Below are 16,701 nucleotides of genomic sequence, written 5' to 3' on the forward strand. Positions count from 1 at the left end.
TCTCGAATGCTTTAGATGTTGCGGCTGCCGTTGCGGCGCCGATGTGCGTTATTTGGGGTCCGGTCGCGGGCGGTTCAAGCGCCCCCGCCCTCGCCCGCGCGCTCCGGCGCGCTCGCGCCGGCGACGGTTCAGGCGTCCTGGGCGACCACGACCAGGGCCGGGCGCAGCAGCCGCTCGTTCAGCAGCCAGCCCTTCTGGTAGACCTGGACCACGTGGTTGGGGGCGACGCCCGGGGCCGGAACCATGCTCATGGCCTGGTGCTGTTCGGGGTTGAACGGCTGGCCGGTGGGGTCCACCGCGATCAGGCCGTTGTCGCCGGCGACCTTGAGCAGCTGGCGCAGGGTCAGTTCCATGCCCTCGCGCAGCGCGCTGGCGTCGCCGCCGGCCGCGGCCAGGCCGGCTTCCAGGCTGTCGATCACCGGCAGCAGGTCGCCGAGCAGGCGCTCGTTGGCGAACTTGCGCGCCGTGTCTATGTCGCGCGCCAGGCGCTTGCGTTGGTTGTCGAGTTCGGCGCGCTCGCGCAGCGCGTCCTCGCGGACCTGGGCCAGTTCGGCGCGCAGGGTCTCGACCTCGTTCGGCGCGGCGGCGGAAGCCGGGTCCTGCGCGTCGGGGTGGAGTTCGGTATTCGGATCGTGGTGGCTCATGCTGGGCTGGTCCTGGCGGTATATCCGCGACAGGGGCAGCTATTGGGGCCAAGCCCGGACCGTTCAAGTGCGCGCCGCACAGAAGTGCCGGCATCTGCGGCGATCGTGCGGCAACGGCGGCGACCGGGGCGGTTCGATACCGTTTTTGGGACGATGGGCATAGCCGCAGGGGCTATCGCGCCGCCATCGGCATCATTGAGCGCGAGCGGCGCAAGCCGCGACCACGCCTCCCCGGCAACGATGCCGCCCCGCCCATCCCCTATAGGAGCAGCGCAAGCCGCGACCGCGGGAGTCGGCGACCGACGCGGGCCCGGCTTCGGCTGGAACCTCGGTGATCGGCGGACTTCGGCTTCGGGGATCGCGGCTCACGCCGCTCCTACCCCAAAGCGGCTGATCGGCGACGGCGATGGCCTTGGGCAGCAGCGATGCGAGTCGCGGCCATTGCCACCAATGGCGACGCCCACCCCGCCTCGCCTCACCTGCTTCCTGTGGGAGCGGCGTGAGCCGCGATGCCGAAGCGGTGGCGCGCCGAGGCTGGTAGAAAAACCCGAAGCCAATACCCGCAGCACGACGGCTTTCGCGATCGCGGCTCACGCCGCTCCCACAGAAAGCCAAGGCCCGCGCCCGCGGATAGAAGGCCAAATCCCCAGACGCACGCCCCCGCTCAAGCCTCGGGCTTGAACGCATCCCCCAGGGCATCCGCCGCGGCCTGCACCACCGGGATCACCCGGTCGTAGGCCATCCGGGTCGGCCCGATCACGCCCAATACACCCAGTACCTGGCCGCCGGCGGTGTACGGCGCGGTCACCAGCGACACGCCTTCCAGCGGCGCCAGGCCGGTTTCCTCGCCGATGAAGATGCGCACGCCCGGGGCGTGGATGGTGCGCTCCAGCAGCTGCAGGATCTCGCGCTTGCGCGCGAAGGCCTCGAACAGCTCGCGCAGGCGATCCACGTCGGACAGCTCCTGCACGCCCATCAGCCGGGTCTGCCCGGCCAGCACCATGTCGTCGTCGCGGTCCGGCGCCAGCGCCTGCTCGGCCAGCTCGACCGACTGCGCCAGCAACGCGGCCATTTCCGACTGCGCGCTGCGCAGCTCGTGCAGCAGGGTCGCGCGGATGTCGGCGACCGGGCGCCCGGCGAAATGGCTGTTGAGGTAGTTGGCGACCCGTTCCAGCTCGCCGGCGTCGTAGGGCCGCTTGGTCTGGATGATGCGGTTCTGCACGTCGTGATCGGCGAACACCAGGATCGCGAGCACGCGCTGCGCGTCCAGCGGGACGAAATCGATGCGCCGGAACGCGAACTGCTCGCGCTTGGGCACGCTGACCACGCCGACGAAATGGGTCATCGCCGACAGCAGCTCCGAAGCGCTGCCGAGCAAGGCCTGGGTGCCCGAACCGGTCGGCAGCTCGTTGCGCAGGCGCGCCAGGTCGCCCTCGGGCAGCGGCCGCACCTGCAGCAGCGAATCCACGAACAAACGATAGCCCTGCGCGGTCGGGATGCGTCCGGCCGAGGTATGCGGCGCGCTGAGCAGGCCGGCGTCCTCCAGGTCGGACAGGATGTTGCGGATGGTCGCCGCGCTCACGTCCAGGCCGGCATGGCGCGCCAGCGTCTGCGAGCCCACCGGTTCGCCACTGTGGATGTAGCGCCCGATCAGCGTGCGCAACAACTGGCGCGCGCGCGGGTCCAGGCTGAGGTCGGAAGAACGGCGATTCATCGCTTTCGATATAAGCGCGCCGGGCGGTGGGCGCAAGCGCGGCGATGCGCGCGCGCCGTTCATGCGGCCGGAGGCGCGTGTGAGAGCGCCCCCGGCTGGCTGGCCTGCGGGGCCTGGCAGCCACGCAATCGCGGCTCACGCCGCTCCCACAGGAAGCGTGCCTGCACGCACCGCCAGTCGGTCGGTCGGGTTTGCGGTAGGAGTGACGCAAGTCGCGACCGCGTCATCGAGCCATGATGCGCCCCCGCTCCTTGCTCAAACCCTGAAATCGATGCCAGCGGGCTCCCCACAACGTCCCCCTGTAGGAGCGACGCAAGTTCGCGACCGCGCCATCGAGCCGCGACGTAACTCCCGTTCCTCGCCCTCCTCCCCAAGCTCGATACCTAACGAGTTCCGCCCTCCCGTCGGAGCGACGTAACCCGCGATCGCGCCGCCCGCACTCGAAACTTGCCCACCGCCGCCCAATCTCAACCCTGGAGACTAATCCGACACAGATTGGCGGCATTCCCTGCTAGCCCGGTCACCCCCGACCCGGCACAATCGCCGCTCCACAACGCCGCCAGCGCATGCTCACCCACCTTTCTCTCAAGCATTTCGTCGTGGTCAGCGCGGCCGAACTCTCGTTCGGCCCGGGCTTGACCGTGATCTCCGGCGAAACCGGCGCCGGCAAGTCGCTGCTGGTCGATGCCCTGGGCCTGATCAGCGGCCTGCGCGCCGACAGCGGCGTGGTCCGCCACGGCGCCGACCGCGCCGAACTGGTCGCCGACTTCTCGCTGGCAGACGCCGCGCCGGCCGCGGCCTGGCTGCGCGAGAACGAACTGGACGAGGACGACAGCTGCCAGGTCCGGCGGGTGATCCGCGCCGACGGCGGCTCGCGCGCCTGGATCAACGGCCGCCCGGCCACCCTGGGCCAGCTCGCCGACCTGGCCTCGCGCCTGGTCGAGATCCACGGCCAGCACGAGCACCAGGCCCTGCTGTCCAAGGCCAGCCAGCTCGCCCTGCTCGACGCCTACGCGCGCAACGATGCCGCGCGCGCCGCGGTCGAAACCGCCGCGCGCGACTGGAGCGCCCTGCTGCGCGAACGCGACGCCCTGATCGCCAAGGGCGACGTCTCCGAACGCATCGGCTGGCTGGAGCACCAGCACGCCGAACTCGAGCGCGAAACCCTGGAACCCGAGGCGATCGCGCGCCTGAACGCCGATCACAAGCGCCATGCCCACGCCGCCGGCCTGATCGCCGCCTGCGACGACGCCTTCGCCCGCCTCGGCGGCGAGGACGGCCCCTCGCTGTCGCGCAATCTGCAGCAGGTGCGCGCCGAACTGCAGCGCGTGGTCGAGCACGAGGCGCGCCTGAGCGACGTCGACGCCATGCTCGACGCCGCCGCGATCCAGGTCGACGAAGCCCTGGCCCTGCTCGGCCGCGTGCGCGACGACCTCGACCTGGACCCGTCCGCGTTCGACACCCTGGAACAACGCCTGGGCCGTCTGCACGAGCTCGCGCGCAAGCACCGCGTCGCCCCCGAACAACTGGCCGCGCACCGCGACGGCATGGGCGCCGAACTGGACGTCCTGCGCGGCGCCGGCGAACGCCTGACGCGCCTGGACGGCGAGATCGCCGGCGCGCGCAAGGCCTGGCGCGGCAACGCCGACGCCCTGACCGCCTCGCGCAAGAGCGCCGCCCAGGCCCTGTCGGCCGCGACCACCGGCCTGATCGGCGAACTCGGCATGGGCGGCGGCCGTTTCGAGATCGCTCTGGAGCCCATCGACGAAGACCGCCCCGATCCGCAGGGCAGCGAGCGCGTCGAGTTCCTGGTCGCGGCCAACCCCGGCCAGCCCGCGCGCGCCCTGCGCAAGGTCGCCTCCGGCGGCGAGCTCTCGCGCGTCTCGCTGGCGATCGAAGTCGCCGCGCTGGGCCTGGACACGGTCCCCAGCATGGTCTTCGACGAGGTCGACTCCGGCATCGGCGGCGCCGTGGCCGAGATCGTCGGCCAGAAGCTGCGCGCCCTGGGCGCGAGCCGCCAGGTTCTGTGCGTGACCCACCTGCCCCAGGTCGCGGCCCAGGGCCACGCCCACTACCGGGTCAGCAAGTCGGCCAGCGAAGGCGTCACCCAGAGCGCGGTCCAGCGCCTGGACGCCAAGCAGCGCGAAGAGGAACTGGCGCGCATGCTCGGCGGCGTCGAGCTGACCAAGGAAGTGCGCGCGGCGGCCAAGCGGCTGCTGGCGGATGTGGTTTAAGGCCGGGATTCGGGATTCGGGATTCGGGATTCGGGATTCGGGATTCGGGATTCGGGATTCGGGATTCGGGATTCGGGATTCGGGAATCGGGAATCGGGAATCGGGAATCGGGAATCGGGAATCGGGAATCGGGAATCGGAAGAGCTTTGCGTGCCGTGGCCACTCTCGATTCGTCATCCCCGCGAAGGCGGGGATCCAGTGACTTGCTCGGCCTATCGCCGACGACGCAAGCGCCCTAGAACCTCTCGGTTCCATAGTGGGTGACCACTCACGTGCCGAGTGGAGTCAGCGCGCGAACGACGCCGCGGACGCGTCCCGTATTGGACCTAAGCCTGCCGCGGCAACACGGCCCGCACCAAAGCAAAGGCCCGCCATGAGCGGGCCCTTCTAGTCTGGCGGCACCGGCGAGCGCGGCGCTCCACCGATCCCGCACCGCGCCCCTCAGCGCTTCTTGCGCACGTACAGCACCAGCGAGTGCTCTTCGATCTCGTAGCCGTGCTTGGCCGCGATCTTGCGCTGCAGCTCTTCGATCTCGGCGCTCTCGAACTCGGTGATCTTGCCGGTCTCGATGTCGACCATGTGGTCGTGATGATGGCCGCGGTCGAGCTCGTACACCGACTGCCCGGCCTCGAAGTTGTGCTTGAGCACCAGGCCCGCGGATTCGAACTGGGTCAGTACGCGGTAGACCGTGGCCAGGCCGATGTCCTCGCCCTTTTCCAGCAACAGCCGGTAAATGTCTTCGGCGGTCATGTGGCGCGGCTTGGATTGCTCCAGCAGCTCCAGGATCCGCATGCGCGGATGGGTGACCTTGAGTCCGGCGTTGCGCAGGTCCTGCGATTCCATCTGATCGTCCTTCTTTATCGTGCTGACTGGGCGGCCCGGGTCGGCGTTCGCGCGCCGGCGGCGCGGCGGCCGCGGCCGGAACGGCGGATGAACGCGTCTCGGCGCGCCCCGGTCCACCCCTTGTGGATGCGGCCTTCAGTGTATCATCGGCGCGTTACCCGCCCGTCGCAGACATAGGTCCCAGCACACGATGCGCAAGCTCCTGCTCGTCCTTTCGATCGCCTTGATCACCTCCGGTTGCGGCATTCTCTATAAGCAGCCGATCTACCAGGGCAACCTGCTCGAGAAGACCGCGGTCGACCAGCTGCAGACCGGCATGACCAAGCAGCAGGTGCAGTTGCTGCTGGGCAGCCCTTCGATCGAAGACCCGTTCCACCACGATCGCTGGGACTACACCGCGACCCAGCGCACCGGCCGCCTGGCGCGGACCGAGAAGAAGAACCTGGTCCTGTACTTCGAGAACGACGCCCTGGCCCGCTGGGACGGCGACTACTTCCCGGAGCAGGACGAGCAGATCGCCAAGGCCGCGCCGAAGCAGTTCGGCCGCAACCTGGCCAAGGAAAAGGACAAGAAGCGCCGCCGCTGAGGCCGCGCTTCTCCGGTTTCCAGCGTTTCCGGCACCGCCAAGCGGTGCCTGCCCCTTACTTGGACGAGCCGCCCTTGAGCGGACCGCGCGCCTGCGCGCGGCGCCTGCGCGCGTCCTTGGGATCGGCCAGCAGGGGCCGCAGCAACTCGACCCGGTCGCCATCGCGCAGGACCGCGTCGGGCTCCGCGCGCACCCCGTACACCGCATAAGCCACCGCCTCCTCGTCCCGCGCCCAGCCCGCCGCGGCCAGCGCGTCGCGCACGCGCGCGCCCTCGGGCAGGTCCAGCGCGCAGGTCTCGAACCGCCGCGGCCAGGCGCGGACCAGCTCGATCTTCACGCCTCGTCCCCGCGATCGGCGACCCGCACGAAGTCGTCGACCATGCGGTCGGCCAGGCTTTGGAAGCCGATCGCCATCGCCGGGCCCAGCAGCTTCACCGCCGGCTCGAACTCCAGGGTCAGGGTGACCTTGCAGGCCGACTCGTCCAGGGCGTGGAACTCCCAGCGCCCGCCGAGCTGGCGGAACGGGCCGTCGACCAGCTTGAGCTCGATATGGTGGGGCGGCGACAGGGTATTGCGGGTGGTGAACCAGGTCCGCAGCGCCCCCAGTCCCAGGTCCAGCCGCGCCACCATGTGGCTGTCGCTGGCCTCCAGCACCTGCGCGTTCTCGCACCAGTCGAAGCGCCGCGGATAGGCCGCGACGTCGTTGACCAGCGCGTACATGCGCGCGGCGGAATGTTCGACTAGGGCGGAACGACGGATGGTCGGCATGGAATATTCGCTAGCGGCCGCGCAATCGAGGACAATGGCGCGATGGCTAAAAATGCAAACAACAAGGCCGGCAAGGATAAAGGAAAGGGCGGCGCCGGCGGCACCATTGCCCTGAACAAGCGCTCGCGCCACGACTACCACCTCGAGGAACGCTTCGAGGCGGGCCTGGCCCTGCAGGGCTGGGAGCTCAAGTCGATCCGCGCCGGGCGCGCCAACATCACCGATGCCTACGCGGTCATCCGCGCGGGCGAGATGTTCCTGTACGGCTCCCAGATCAATCCGCTGATCTCGGCCTCGACCCACGTCGTGGCCGAGGAACGGCGCACCCGCAAGCTGCTCCTGCACCGGCGCGAGATCGACAACCTGATCGGCCGGATCCAACGCGACGGCTACACCGTGGTGCTCACCGCGCTGTACTGGAAGGGCAACAAGGTCAAGGCCGAGATCGCCCTGGCCAAGGGCAAACAGAGCCACGACAAGCGCGAAGCCAGCAAGGAAAAGGATTGGGCGCGCGAAAAGCAGCGCACGATGCGGCGCCATAACCGCGACGCTTGAGGGCGTAGCCGGTTGCAGCCTGGAGATCGGATTCGCTAGCCCCTCTTGCCGGGAGAGGGGAATGGGCGCGCGTGCGAGGACCGACGCCTGAAAGTCCCGCCATGGGCCGGGCCCACGCGCGGCTACGGTTCGCCTTCGACTCACCCCATCCTACGAGTCGAGCGCCGTTCGCCCGGGAATCTAGCGAATCAGTCGCAACCCGGCTGCGACCGCCGGAGGCCGCGGAGGCTCGGGTTCGGCACCGTCGCGCTCGGCGAGTTGCGTATTCCAGCGGATGAAGCGAACCACCGCAAGCCGCTCGCGCAGCCGCCCTGCGACCTCTTCCATCGATTCTCCCACCGTCCGCTCGGGGTATTTGACGAACGGCTGCGACAGCAAGTTGGGGATATCCGCAGGCGCCATGGCGGCGATATGCAACGCGATGTCGTGGGCAAGCTGCCTGAACTCTTCCGTGCGCTCGGCGAAGTCCGTTTCTAATCCGAACTCCACCAGCACGCCGATCCGGGATAGATGAACATAACCGTGTATCGAATGCAGGGGATAGGACATCGCGGGTTACCTAGGCACGAACCAGCCGATCGTCGACACGGCTGCGGCGGTACGGGAATGAATGTCAGCACACTGTAAGACAAATTTGCCCATGCCACCGGACACAGCTCGCCCTATCGATAGCCCACATGGCTGTCGTCGCCGCGGCATTGAACTCCATCGAGCCGCACCGCGACGAACAACTACTCCCCCGGCAAGGTAAACGTAAACGTCGCGCCCTTCCCTTCCACGCCCTCGGCGCGGATGCTGCCGCCGTGGCGTTCGACGATGCGCTTGACCGAGGCCAGGCCGATGCCGTGGCCGGGGAAATCGCTGTCGGTGTGCAGGCGCTGGAACGGCCGGAACAACTTGCCCACGTATTCCTGGGCGAAGCCCGCGCCGTTGTCGCGTACGTGGAACTCCGTCAGCCCCTGCGCATTGGTGGTGGCGCCGAACGCGATGCGCGCCTGAGCCTGGCCGCGGGTGAACTTCCAGGCGTTGCCCAGCAGGTTCGCGAGCAGGTTACGCAGCAGCGGCGCATCGCCGACCACGGTCAGGCCGGGTTCGATCTCGACTTCGACGCTGCGCTGCGGGTCGGCGGTGCGCAGCTCCTCGACGATTTCTCCGGCCATCCTGCTCAGGTCGATGCGATCGAACTTGAGCTCGCTGCGCGCCAGACGCGACATCTGCAGCAGGGCGTCGATCAGCTCGCCCATGCGCCCGGCCGCCTTGCGCACCCGGCTGAGGTAGTCGCGGCCGGAGTCGTCGAGTTGCGCGGCGTGTTTCTCGATCAGGATGCGGCTGAAGCCCTCGATCGCGCGCAAGGGCGCGCGCAGATCGTGCGAGACGCTGTAGGCGAACGCCTCCAGCTCCTGGTTGGCCACGCTCAGCTCGCGCGTGCGCAAGGCCACGCGCGCCTCCAGGGTACGGTTGAGCGCGTGCACGCGTGCCTCCGCGCGCAAGCGCTCGGTCACGTCCTCGATCTGGACCAGGCCGGTGATGTCCTGGCCGACGTTGCCGGGCACCGGCGAATAGGTCAGTTGGACCTGACGCACCAGCCCGTCCCCGCGATGCAGGCGCCGCGTCGCCCGGTGCACGCCGTCGGTGTCGGTGCGGCCGGTGGCCTTGCCGATCAGTTCGTGGTCCTCGTTATCGAACAGGGCATCGAAACGCGTGCCCAGCAAGGCCGCTTCGTTGTTGCCGACGATCGCGACCAGGGCCGGATTGGCCTCGACGATGCGGCCTTCGCTGTCCAGCAGGGCCTTGCCGATCGCCGAATAGCGCATCGCGCTGCGGAAACGGGTTTCGCTGCGGCGATAGTCCTCGGTCATGCGCAAGGCGATCTTGCGGGCGCGCGCCTCGGTGCGGGCCAGGGTCAGCGCTACCGCGTACAGCAGCAGGGAGGCGAACAAGCCCAGCGCCAGCATGTTCTGCAGACTGGCCAGGCGCGGCGCCGACTGCGCCTGCGGGCTGGATTCGAACTCCAACCGCCAGCGCCGCCCGTAGACGTCCAGTGTGGTCGAGTGGCGGAACGCCGACTCCACCTCGTCGCGCCCGCGCGGGCTGGCGTACAGCAAGGTGCTGCGGGCGCCTTCGACGTCGTAGACGCGGAAGCGCGCGTCCTTGAAGGCGCCGCCCATCGAATTCTCGGCGAAACGTTGCATGCGGAACGGCACGTAGACCCAGCCCTGCATCGAGCTGCGACGCGCGTCCAGGCTCTGCGGCCGATCGCCGCCGCGGTACACCGGCAGGTACAGCACCAGCCCGGTCTGCTTCTCGGCTCCGTCCTGGATGAGTTGCAACGGCCCGGTCAGCTGCGGTTGGCCGGATTCCAGCGCCGCCAGCATCGCGGCCGCGCGGGTCGGCTCGGAGTACATGTCGTAGCCGATCGCCGCCACGTTGGCCGCGGTCTTGGGTTCCAGGTACAGGATCGGGCCGTAGTCGCGGCGCACGCCGCGCGGCCGCACCTCGAGCAGGCCGTAGCCGGATTCGCGCCATTCGGTTTGCAGGTCCGGCAGGCGCGAGCTGCGCACGTAGCCGCCGAAGCCCAGCCCCAGCATCGCCGAGAAGCGCTGGCTCAGGTTCATGCCCTCGACGTAGGCGCGCCACTGTTGCGGGGTCGGCCGCGCCACCGAGGCGAACAGCGACACGCCGCCGCCGGCGACCAATTCGTAATAGATCAGGCGCTGCCGCATCAGGTCGGTGATGACCTCGGTCTGGACCTGAAACTCCGATTCGGCGGTGCGCAGTTCGCGATCGCGCGCCACGGTCCAGGTGGTGAACACCAGCACCAGCGCGCCGATCAGCACCAGCAAGGCCAGCAGATAGCTGCGACGCGGCACCAGGCCAGACAGCTGTGCCGCGGCGGAATCGTCCGAATGGGTTGAGCTCATAGCGCGAGCATACAAGCCGAGCCAGCGCCGAGGCACGTTTGCGGCACGCCCGCCGCTTAGGGTTCGGCCGCCTCGCGCCGGGACGGCGACGGCGCCTCGCGGCGCAGGCCCTCCAGCATCAAGGCGTTCACGCACTCCAGATGTTCGCCGGCGATGCGCCGGCACAGGCGCGCCCAGCGCCGCTGCTCGCCGGCGTTGCGTCCGGCCTGCTCCGACTGCGCGACGTGACGCTCGATCTCGCGCGCCAGCCACAACAGCGTGTCGCCGTTATCGCTCTCGCGTTCGGCCAGCTCCGGCAAGCTGGGTTGGCGCCGCATCGACACCGCCAGCGCGCAGGCCGCGGCCGCGATCAGCAAGGCCAGCGCCGCGGCCAGACCGGCCGCCACGGACGAGGCATCGGCCCAGTCCGCGCGCAGCGGCGACGCCGGTTCGGCCGCCGCGACCGCCACCAGGGCGGTGGTGTCGGATTCGCGTCCGGGCGCCTCGACCCGCGGGTCCGGCCGGCCCATCGGCATCAGCCCCGCCCGGCCCGACGCGGCAGCGCCATCAACTCGACCGCGCTGACCCGCCCGGCGCAAGCCTCGGCCATGCGCAAAGCTCGGTTGCGCGTAGAAACGAAGCCACGAATACGCATTTGACGCAGCATTTCTGTGGACACACCGGCGGCCTTGGCCGCCAACCCGACTGTCGCGAAGCAGGCGACATAACGCTGGATCGGGTTTTCGCGGGAATTTCCGCCTTCCGCGCTGGCGGCTGGTACTGCACGAGCTGTATCGGCCACGACATCCCTATCGTCGTCTACGCCACCGCAATATACAACTTGAAATAGCGAAATACAACACCCAAAAAGTGTGATTCGTTTCCACAAGATGCGCAAGAATGAGTTGCGCTCTCCCGCGCAAGAACGAGTGGACACCCGGTGACGGACAACCGATCGAGCCTGGCAGGACGCACAGGCGGTACCGCATGAGCAATACACCCCACGACGAATTCGCCCGCCGCCTGCATCAGGCGCTGGATTTCTCCGGCTTCGCCAAGGGCCGCGCCCGCACCGGCGCGCTCGCCTCCTACTACGGCGTCAGCCGCGAGACCGCGCGCAAATGGCTGATCGGCCTGGCCCTGCCCGAGTTGGAGCGCATGCTCTCGATCGCGGTGCAGCAGCATGTGAGCTTCGAATGGCTGGCCACCGGCCGCGGCACCATCGAAGGCAAGTCGCTGTCGGTGCGCGACCAGACCACCAAATACAGCGACCCCGACGAACTGCGCCTGATGGGCCTGATGCGCAAGCTGTCGCGCAAGAAGCGGCGCGCCCTGATCGAGCTGCTGGACGGCCATTGAGCCAGCGCGGGGCCTGACCGGCGCGGATCGCACCTCCCTCCCATCGGCACGACGGCCGTTGCGTCGAGGCTGCGCCGTGCGCGTCGCATGGGGCGAGATCAGGCGCGCAGTTCCGCGCGCGGGACCGACCACGCGGCCGCGGATAGGCACCGGCATCGCGGGCGCGTCGTATCCGGACACGACGCGATCGCGACGCGGCTCGTGGCCTGCGTCCGCCCCTGCGTCAGGGTCCGTCGCCCGCCTATCTCAGCATCCACACCTGCGCCACATTTCGCCCGGACTTAACGCGCCCGGATCGAGTCTGTGCGGGCCGCACCGCTCGACCGCCATCGCACCGGCCACCGCACGGATCCGCTCCCCGCCGCCTACGGCTCGACCGATGTCCGCCCGCCAAGGCCGCGCCGACCGGCCCTGCCGGCACACCGTCGGCGCCCCCAACGTCAGGAGAGCGATCATGAGCGGCAAGCCCACGGTGGTGCTGGTACACGGTTTCTGGGGCGGCGCCGCCCATTGGAACAAGGTCATCCTGGAGCTCAAGCGCCAGGGCTATGGCTCGATAGGCGCGGTCGAGCTGCCGCTGACCTCGCTGGCCGACGACGCCGAGCGCACCCGCAAGATGGTCGCCCAGGTCGACGGGCCGGTGGTGCTGGTCGGGCATTCCTACGGCGGCGCGGTGATCAGCCAAGCGGGCAACCTGCCCAACGTGGTCGCCCTGGTCTACATCGCCGCCTTCGCGCCGGATGCCGGCGAAAGTCCCGGCGGCATCACCCAGGAGCACGTGCCGATCGCGGCCTCGAATCTGGCGCCCGACAGCGACGGCTACCTGTGGGTGCAGGCCGACAAGTTCCATGAAAGCTTCTGCCAGGACCTCACGCCCGACGAGGGCTACGTCATGGGCATCACCCAGAAGGCGCCGCTGGCCAGCACCTTTGGCGATGCGGTGAGCGCGCCGGCCTGGAAACACAAGCCGTCCTGGTATCAGATCTCCAGCCAGGACCGCATGATCGCGCCCGAGAACCAAAAGCGCATGTCGGCGCGAATGGGCGCGCGCAAGGTGATAGAGCTGGCGGCCAGCCACGCCTCGCTGGCCTCGCAGCCAGCCGAAGTCGCCGCGCTGATCGACGAGGCCGCCCAGGCCACGGCCTGAGCCCGCACGCCGCGCGATCTTGCCGATCGCGCGGCGTCTCAAACCGATCTTCGGCTTAGAGCTTGCCTTCCGAACCGGTGTAGCTGACGTTCCAGACCTTGCCCTTGTCGTCGACCATGCAGGCCCACGGCGCGTCGGCGCCCGGCACCTTGACCTTGACCCCGGTGCCGGCCTGACTCCACTCGGCGCTGATCACCGACAGGGTGTTCGCCTGGACGTTGGTGGTCTTGGCGACCGCGGCCAGGCAGGCCTTCTCGGCGGCCGGATGCGATTCGCGCGCGCCGGTCTTGGGCGCGGCCGCGGGCTGCGCGGCGGCGGCGGCACCGAGCTGGCACACGCCGTTAGCGCGGTTCTTGCCGGTGTAGGACAGGCTGGGCGAGCCGTCGGGATTGATGCTGATCGACAAGGTCACGCCGCTGGTGGCGTCCTTGGCTTCGTAGTAGTTGTCGTTGAAGCGCTTGAGCTTGGTTTCCTTGCCGTTGATGTACACCGGGCCGCCTTCGTCGGCGTGCACCGACAGCTTGCCCGGGCAGGTGCCGTTGAGCTGCGGCAGGCCGGCGTAGGCATTGCAGGCGAACAGGGACGCGGCGGCGGCGGTGGAGACGAGGATCCATTTCATCTTGGGAACTCCTTGGGTTGGGGGAAGCGCGTTGCGGCAATCGGACGCACGGAGCTGATGATGCCCGTGCACCCGCCAATGAAACCCGAACGTCGATGGCGTCGATGGCGGTGCGCGTATTTTTGCCATCTTGCCCACCTCGATCCGGTGAAAACTCGGTACGCATACTTCGGCGCCCGCCACGAACCGCACCGGCAAGCTCACACGGCGCTCGCGCTCGCGCCCAGCAGGCCGATACCGAACAGCGACCAGTCGTTGATCACATGCGCGCCGAACGACACCCACAGGTTCTTGGTTTTGAGATAGGCCAGCGTAAGCACCAACCGCGCGCTGCCGATCACGACCAGGCACTGCAGCAGGTTCCAGCCGTAGGTGGGCAGATGCAGCGCGCCGAACATGGCCGCGGTCGCCAGCCACGCCGCCAGCAGCGCGCGCGAACGCGACCAGCCCCGCTTGCTGTGCAGGTACCAGGTCAGCGCCAGCAAAGGCAGCACGGTCAGCACTTCTTCGCCCAACAGTTGCGGCAGCGTCTTGAGAAAGAACAACGCGCGTTCGCCTGTGCCTTGCTGGGCCAGGATGGCGAAGGCCGGATTACTGGCGACACCGGTCCCTTTCATGACCAGCAGGCCGACCGCCAGGCTGACCAGCAGATTGAGCGCGGCGAAGGCGAGCATCCACAGCAGCGCTCGCCAGCCGACGCGACGGAAGACGGCGGTCCAGTGATGCGGGGCGACGATCGCCAGGCCCAGCAGCGGAATCGCGAAGAACGCGACCGCGGGAATGAATTGGCCCCAGCCGTCGCGGAACAGCGGGATGGGCGCCGCAAGCACTGCGAAGCCGATCGCGACCATGAGCAGCACGAACAGCCACTGCGCGCCCGAAATCGCGACCGGCCTCGCGTTGTAGTAAGGAAAATCGTCGTTCGGATAGTCGCTGCGGTCTGGCGTGACTTCGGTCATGAGCGCATTTCCGAATGGGCGTGAACCGAACCGAGCGAACGAATCGCGGCGCGCCAGGCGATACGCGTAGGCCTGCCTACGAGCTCCACGGGCGACCACCGCCCTGCCCCCACCTTCGCGCGCTTAAGGTCGAACCGACTGCGGGTCATGCGGACGTCTCCCTGAGCTCGTGGCGGACTCCGTCTGGGGTGGCACATCGGCGCACCGGGCCGCGCCTGCACCAGCGACAACCGCCCGCAGGGCTTTCGCACGCCCGACCATCGTCCAACGCAAGCCGCAACCGGAAACGGACAGCGAACGCTTACGACCCTAGCGAGGTGTTCCACGCAAGTCCAAGGCCGTCTCGCTTCATTCGGGGCGCGATCCGTGACTGGGGTCAGGATTCGGCGTTGGCGCAGCGCGCACCGGCGCCCTGGCCTCGCGCCTGTTCTACGGCAGCGTGAACTTGCGCATCGCGCGCAGCGGCCAGATCGAGGTGAAACTGGCGCCGCCGACGAGACGGAAGGCGGCCGACACGCCCTGCGCCACGCCCAGTGTCTCCAGCACGCTGCGGGCGCGCCGGAAAGAATGGCGCGGATCGGCCGTGGTCATGAACACATTGATCTCTTTCGGGCTGACGTCGTAGCCCTCCAGCTCCACGGTGTCGCCCAAGGCCGCCTTCAGCTGGCTTTCCAGCGTGGTCAAAAAGGTCTCGTCTGTCAGCGACTTGCGCCACAGCTTGATGATGAGCTGGTAATCCATCCGCGCATTATAGGCCTTACTCGCGCAGCGGCCTGGCGTTCTTCAGCGAAGCTGCCGGGCTTGCCAACGACCGGAGTTTCGCCCGCGAACATCGGCTCCCCGACGACCTGGCCCTGAGGCGGTCGTGGCGACCTTCGAAACACGCGCTACGCCGCCACGGCATGCCGCGGAAGATTGATCGTGAATACGCATCCGACGCCCGGCAGGTCGCGCACGCCCAGCGTGCCGTGATTGGCTGCCACGCCGCGGCGCGCGATGGACAAGCCCAGTCCCAAGCCGCTGCGATCCGCGGCGCCCTGCGTGAACGGCGTAAACAGATCTTCGGCGGCACCGGGTGCCAGCCCCCCGCAGTGGTCCTGCACGTCGATGAAGATGCGATCGGACAAGGCGTAGACGTTCAGCACCACCTCGCTGCCCGGATGCGTGAACTTGAACGCATTCTGCAACAGATTGCCGGCGGCGGACAGCAACAGGTCGCGATCCACGTCCACCGCCAGCAGCGGATCGACATCCGATACGGTCAGGGAACAGCCGACGACCTGCGCTTCCAGCGAGGCCGATTGCTTCACCTCCGCGATGAAGTCGGCCAGCGAGAACAAACGGTGCTGAATCGGCAACCCCGCCGTCATCCGCACCTCCGCCAGCGAACGATCGATCAGATTGCCCAAGCCGACCAGCGCGCGATCCAGCACCCCGCCGGTCGCGCCCGACAAGCCCACGTTGCCTTGCTTGATGATGGAAAGGGCTAACGTCGCGGTGCAAAGCTGGTTGCGTAGCTCGTGCGCCAGGAATCCGAGGCGCTCGTTCAGATGCATGGCCTGGCGGTCGGCGATCACGAAGTCGCGTTGGTAGCCGAACTCGGTGACCGCATTGGCGATGGCGTTGTCCAGGCAGCGATTGAGAGTGCGGAATTCGTCGACTTCGATGGCCTGACCGCGTTCCATCGCCAAATCCGAAATCGATTGGCAAAGATCGCCGTAATCGTGCACCACCTGCTCGGCGGTGAAGCCGTGGCGCTGCAGCTCGCGGCCGTGCTGGGTGGCGGATTCGCCGATCTCCGACAAGTTCGGCTGTCCGCCGCCGGAAGGCCCCGAGACTTCCCGGCTGCGCATCGGCGTGGCGGTCTTTTCCACCACCAGCGTCTTGATCAGCTGATCCAGGAAAGTGCTGATGCCGTATGCGAGCTCTTCCTCGGACGCACCCGGCGTCCCGCGCTGAGCGACCTTCTCACGGCACCGTGCGATCAACTCGATCCGGTTCGCAGTGAGGAATTCGTGCATCATGCCTGGACCATACGCTATATGCGGCCATCCGCCGCACCGTTGATCGCGTAAGCGCGCCTACGGGCGGCGCAACCTGCATCCACGATGCATGGACCCACGATCGCTAGCGCGGCGATGCCGCGTGCGTTGCGAGCCCGCGCAGGCAAGCGACCGATCGATTTTCACCTTGTTGTACCGCGATAGATGCCAGGATCGAGGCCTCGGCGACTGATCGCCCTTGTTTAGGTCTCCGATGCCTCAGTTATGGAGGATGTTCAGTCATTGGTTGCGCCTGCGCAGGCGCCTATGGCGCTGGCGCCGCGAAGCGACCCAGCGCACGCTGACGTCCGAAGAACCCCTGCGATCGCAA

At 68.3% G+C, this 16,701-nt stretch carries 18 protein-coding genes; 5 read left to right on the plus strand and 13 right to left on the minus strand.

Features of this window, described 5'->3' with window-relative positions; all coding sequences use genetic code 11:
• Positions 1-128: 128 nt before the first annotated feature.
• Both grpE and hrcA read right to left on the minus strand, forming a co-directional pair.
• Complete coding sequence (grpE, locus tag ASE35_RS05900; protein WP_056174966.1) at positions 129-644, minus strand: nucleotide exchange factor GrpE; 516 nt, start codon at positions 642-644, stop codon at positions 129-131.
• A 664-nt stretch (positions 645-1,308) separates the two neighbouring features.
• The gene (hrcA, locus tag ASE35_RS05905; protein ID WP_056174969.1) at positions 1,309-2,358 is read right to left on the minus strand and encodes a heat-inducible transcriptional repressor HrcA; all 1,050 of its coding nucleotides are present in this window, start codon (positions 2,356-2,358) and stop codon (positions 1,309-1,311) included.
• Positions 2,359-2,924: 566 nt separating this feature from the next.
• On the opposite strand from hrcA, the gene recN reads away from it, so the two are divergent.
• The gene (gene recN / locus ASE35_RS05910) at positions 2,925-4,592 is read left to right on the plus strand and encodes a DNA repair protein RecN (RefSeq protein WP_057163216.1); all 1,668 of its coding nucleotides are present in this window, start codon (positions 2,925-2,927) and stop codon (positions 4,590-4,592) included.
• Positions 4,593-5,033: 441 nt separating this feature from the next.
• On the opposite strand, the gene fur is transcribed toward recN, so the two are convergent.
• On the minus strand, positions 5,034-5,435 hold the full coding sequence (gene fur, locus ASE35_RS05915) for a ferric iron uptake transcriptional regulator (protein ID WP_056174976.1): 402 nt from the start codon (positions 5,433-5,435) through the stop codon (positions 5,034-5,036).
• A gap of 190 nt (positions 5,436-5,625) precedes the next feature.
• Between fur and ASE35_RS05920 the strand changes: the two genes are divergently transcribed.
• Positions 5,626-6,021: an outer membrane protein assembly factor BamE gene (locus ASE35_RS05920; RefSeq protein ID WP_056174978.1), complete on the plus strand. Its 396-nt coding sequence runs from the start codon at positions 5,626-5,628 to the stop codon at positions 6,019-6,021.
• 55 nt (positions 6,022-6,076) lie between these two features.
• Here the strand turns inward: ASE35_RS05920 and ASE35_RS05925 are convergent, their stop codons facing one another.
• Positions 6,077-6,358 (minus strand): RnfH family protein, encoded by a 282-nt coding sequence (locus tag ASE35_RS05925; RefSeq protein ID WP_057159425.1) that lies wholly within the window; start codon positions 6,356-6,358, stop codon positions 6,077-6,079.
• Positions 6,355-6,789 (minus strand): type II toxin-antitoxin system RatA family toxin, encoded by a 435-nt coding sequence (locus ASE35_RS05930; RefSeq protein WP_056174984.1) that lies wholly within the window; start codon positions 6,787-6,789, stop codon positions 6,355-6,357. The genes ASE35_RS05925 and ASE35_RS05930 overlap by 4 nt, the downstream gene beginning before the upstream one ends.
• Before the next feature lie 42 nt (positions 6,790-6,831).
• Between ASE35_RS05930 and smpB the strand changes: the two genes are divergently transcribed.
• Positions 6,832-7,344 carry an SsrA-binding protein SmpB gene (gene smpB / locus ASE35_RS05935; RefSeq protein ID WP_056174987.1) on the plus strand — a complete coding sequence of 171 codons (513 nt, stop codon included), beginning with the start codon at positions 6,832-6,834 and terminating at the stop codon, positions 7,342-7,344.
• Positions 7,345-7,524: 180 nt separating this feature from the next.
• On the opposite strand, the gene ASE35_RS05940 is transcribed toward smpB, so the two are convergent.
• From ASE35_RS05940 to ASE35_RS21075, 4 genes are all read right to left on the minus strand, one after another.
• Positions 7,525-7,893 carry a hypothetical protein gene (locus ASE35_RS05940; RefSeq protein ID WP_057163217.1) on the minus strand — a complete coding sequence of 123 codons (369 nt, stop codon included), beginning with the start codon at positions 7,891-7,893 and terminating at the stop codon, positions 7,525-7,527.
• 182 nt (positions 7,894-8,075) lie between these two features.
• Positions 8,076-10,265 (minus strand): CHASE domain-containing protein, encoded by a 2,190-nt coding sequence (locus tag ASE35_RS05945; RefSeq protein ID WP_057163218.1) that lies wholly within the window; start codon positions 10,263-10,265, stop codon positions 8,076-8,078.
• A gap of 56 nt (positions 10,266-10,321) precedes the next feature.
• Complete coding sequence (locus ASE35_RS05950; protein ID WP_057159427.1) at positions 10,322-10,780, minus strand: hypothetical protein; 459 nt, start codon at positions 10,778-10,780, stop codon at positions 10,322-10,324.
• Positions 10,780-11,142: a hypothetical protein gene (locus tag ASE35_RS21075; protein WP_157489293.1), complete on the minus strand. Its 363-nt coding sequence runs from the start codon at positions 11,140-11,142 to the stop codon at positions 10,780-10,782. Before ASE35_RS21075 ends, ASE35_RS05950 begins: the two co-directional genes overlap by 1 nt.
• Before the next feature lie 89 nt (positions 11,143-11,231).
• Between ASE35_RS21075 and ASE35_RS05955 the strand changes: the two genes are divergently transcribed.
• Both ASE35_RS05955 and ASE35_RS05960 read left to right on the plus strand, forming a co-directional pair.
• Positions 11,232-11,603, plus strand: a complete 372-nt coding sequence (locus ASE35_RS05955; protein WP_056174996.1) for a helix-turn-helix domain-containing protein — start codon at positions 11,232-11,234, stop codon at positions 11,601-11,603.
• 454 nt (positions 11,604-12,057) lie between these two features.
• On the plus strand, positions 12,058-12,750 hold the full coding sequence (locus ASE35_RS05960) for an alpha/beta hydrolase (protein WP_057163219.1): 693 nt from the start codon (positions 12,058-12,060) through the stop codon (positions 12,748-12,750).
• 55 nt (positions 12,751-12,805) lie between these two features.
• On the opposite strand, the gene ASE35_RS05965 is transcribed toward ASE35_RS05960, so the two are convergent.
• From ASE35_RS05965 to ASE35_RS05980, 4 genes are all read right to left on the minus strand, one after another.
• On the minus strand, positions 12,806-13,369 hold the full coding sequence (locus tag ASE35_RS05965) for a hypothetical protein (RefSeq protein WP_057163220.1): 564 nt from the start codon (positions 13,367-13,369) through the stop codon (positions 12,806-12,808).
• Positions 13,370-13,569: 200 nt separating this feature from the next.
• Entirely contained in the window at positions 13,570-14,328 is a 759-nt protein-coding gene (locus tag ASE35_RS05970; protein WP_056175003.1) for a CPBP family glutamic-type intramembrane protease, read from the minus strand.
• A 429-nt stretch (positions 14,329-14,757) separates the two neighbouring features.
• Positions 14,758-15,069, minus strand: coding sequence for a hypothetical protein (locus ASE35_RS05975; protein ID WP_056175006.1), 312 nt, complete (start codon positions 15,067-15,069; stop codon positions 14,758-14,760).
• A gap of 146 nt (positions 15,070-15,215) precedes the next feature.
• Positions 15,216-16,352, minus strand: coding sequence for a HAMP domain-containing sensor histidine kinase (locus ASE35_RS05980; protein WP_200956992.1), 1,137 nt, complete (start codon positions 16,350-16,352; stop codon positions 15,216-15,218).
• Between the last annotated feature and the right edge of the window lie 349 nt (positions 16,353-16,701).

The sequence above is a fragment of the Lysobacter sp. Root916 genome, from assembly GCF_001429785.1.
In the GTDB taxonomy this organism is placed as follows: domain Bacteria; phylum Pseudomonadota; class Gammaproteobacteria; order Xanthomonadales; family Xanthomonadaceae; genus Lysobacter.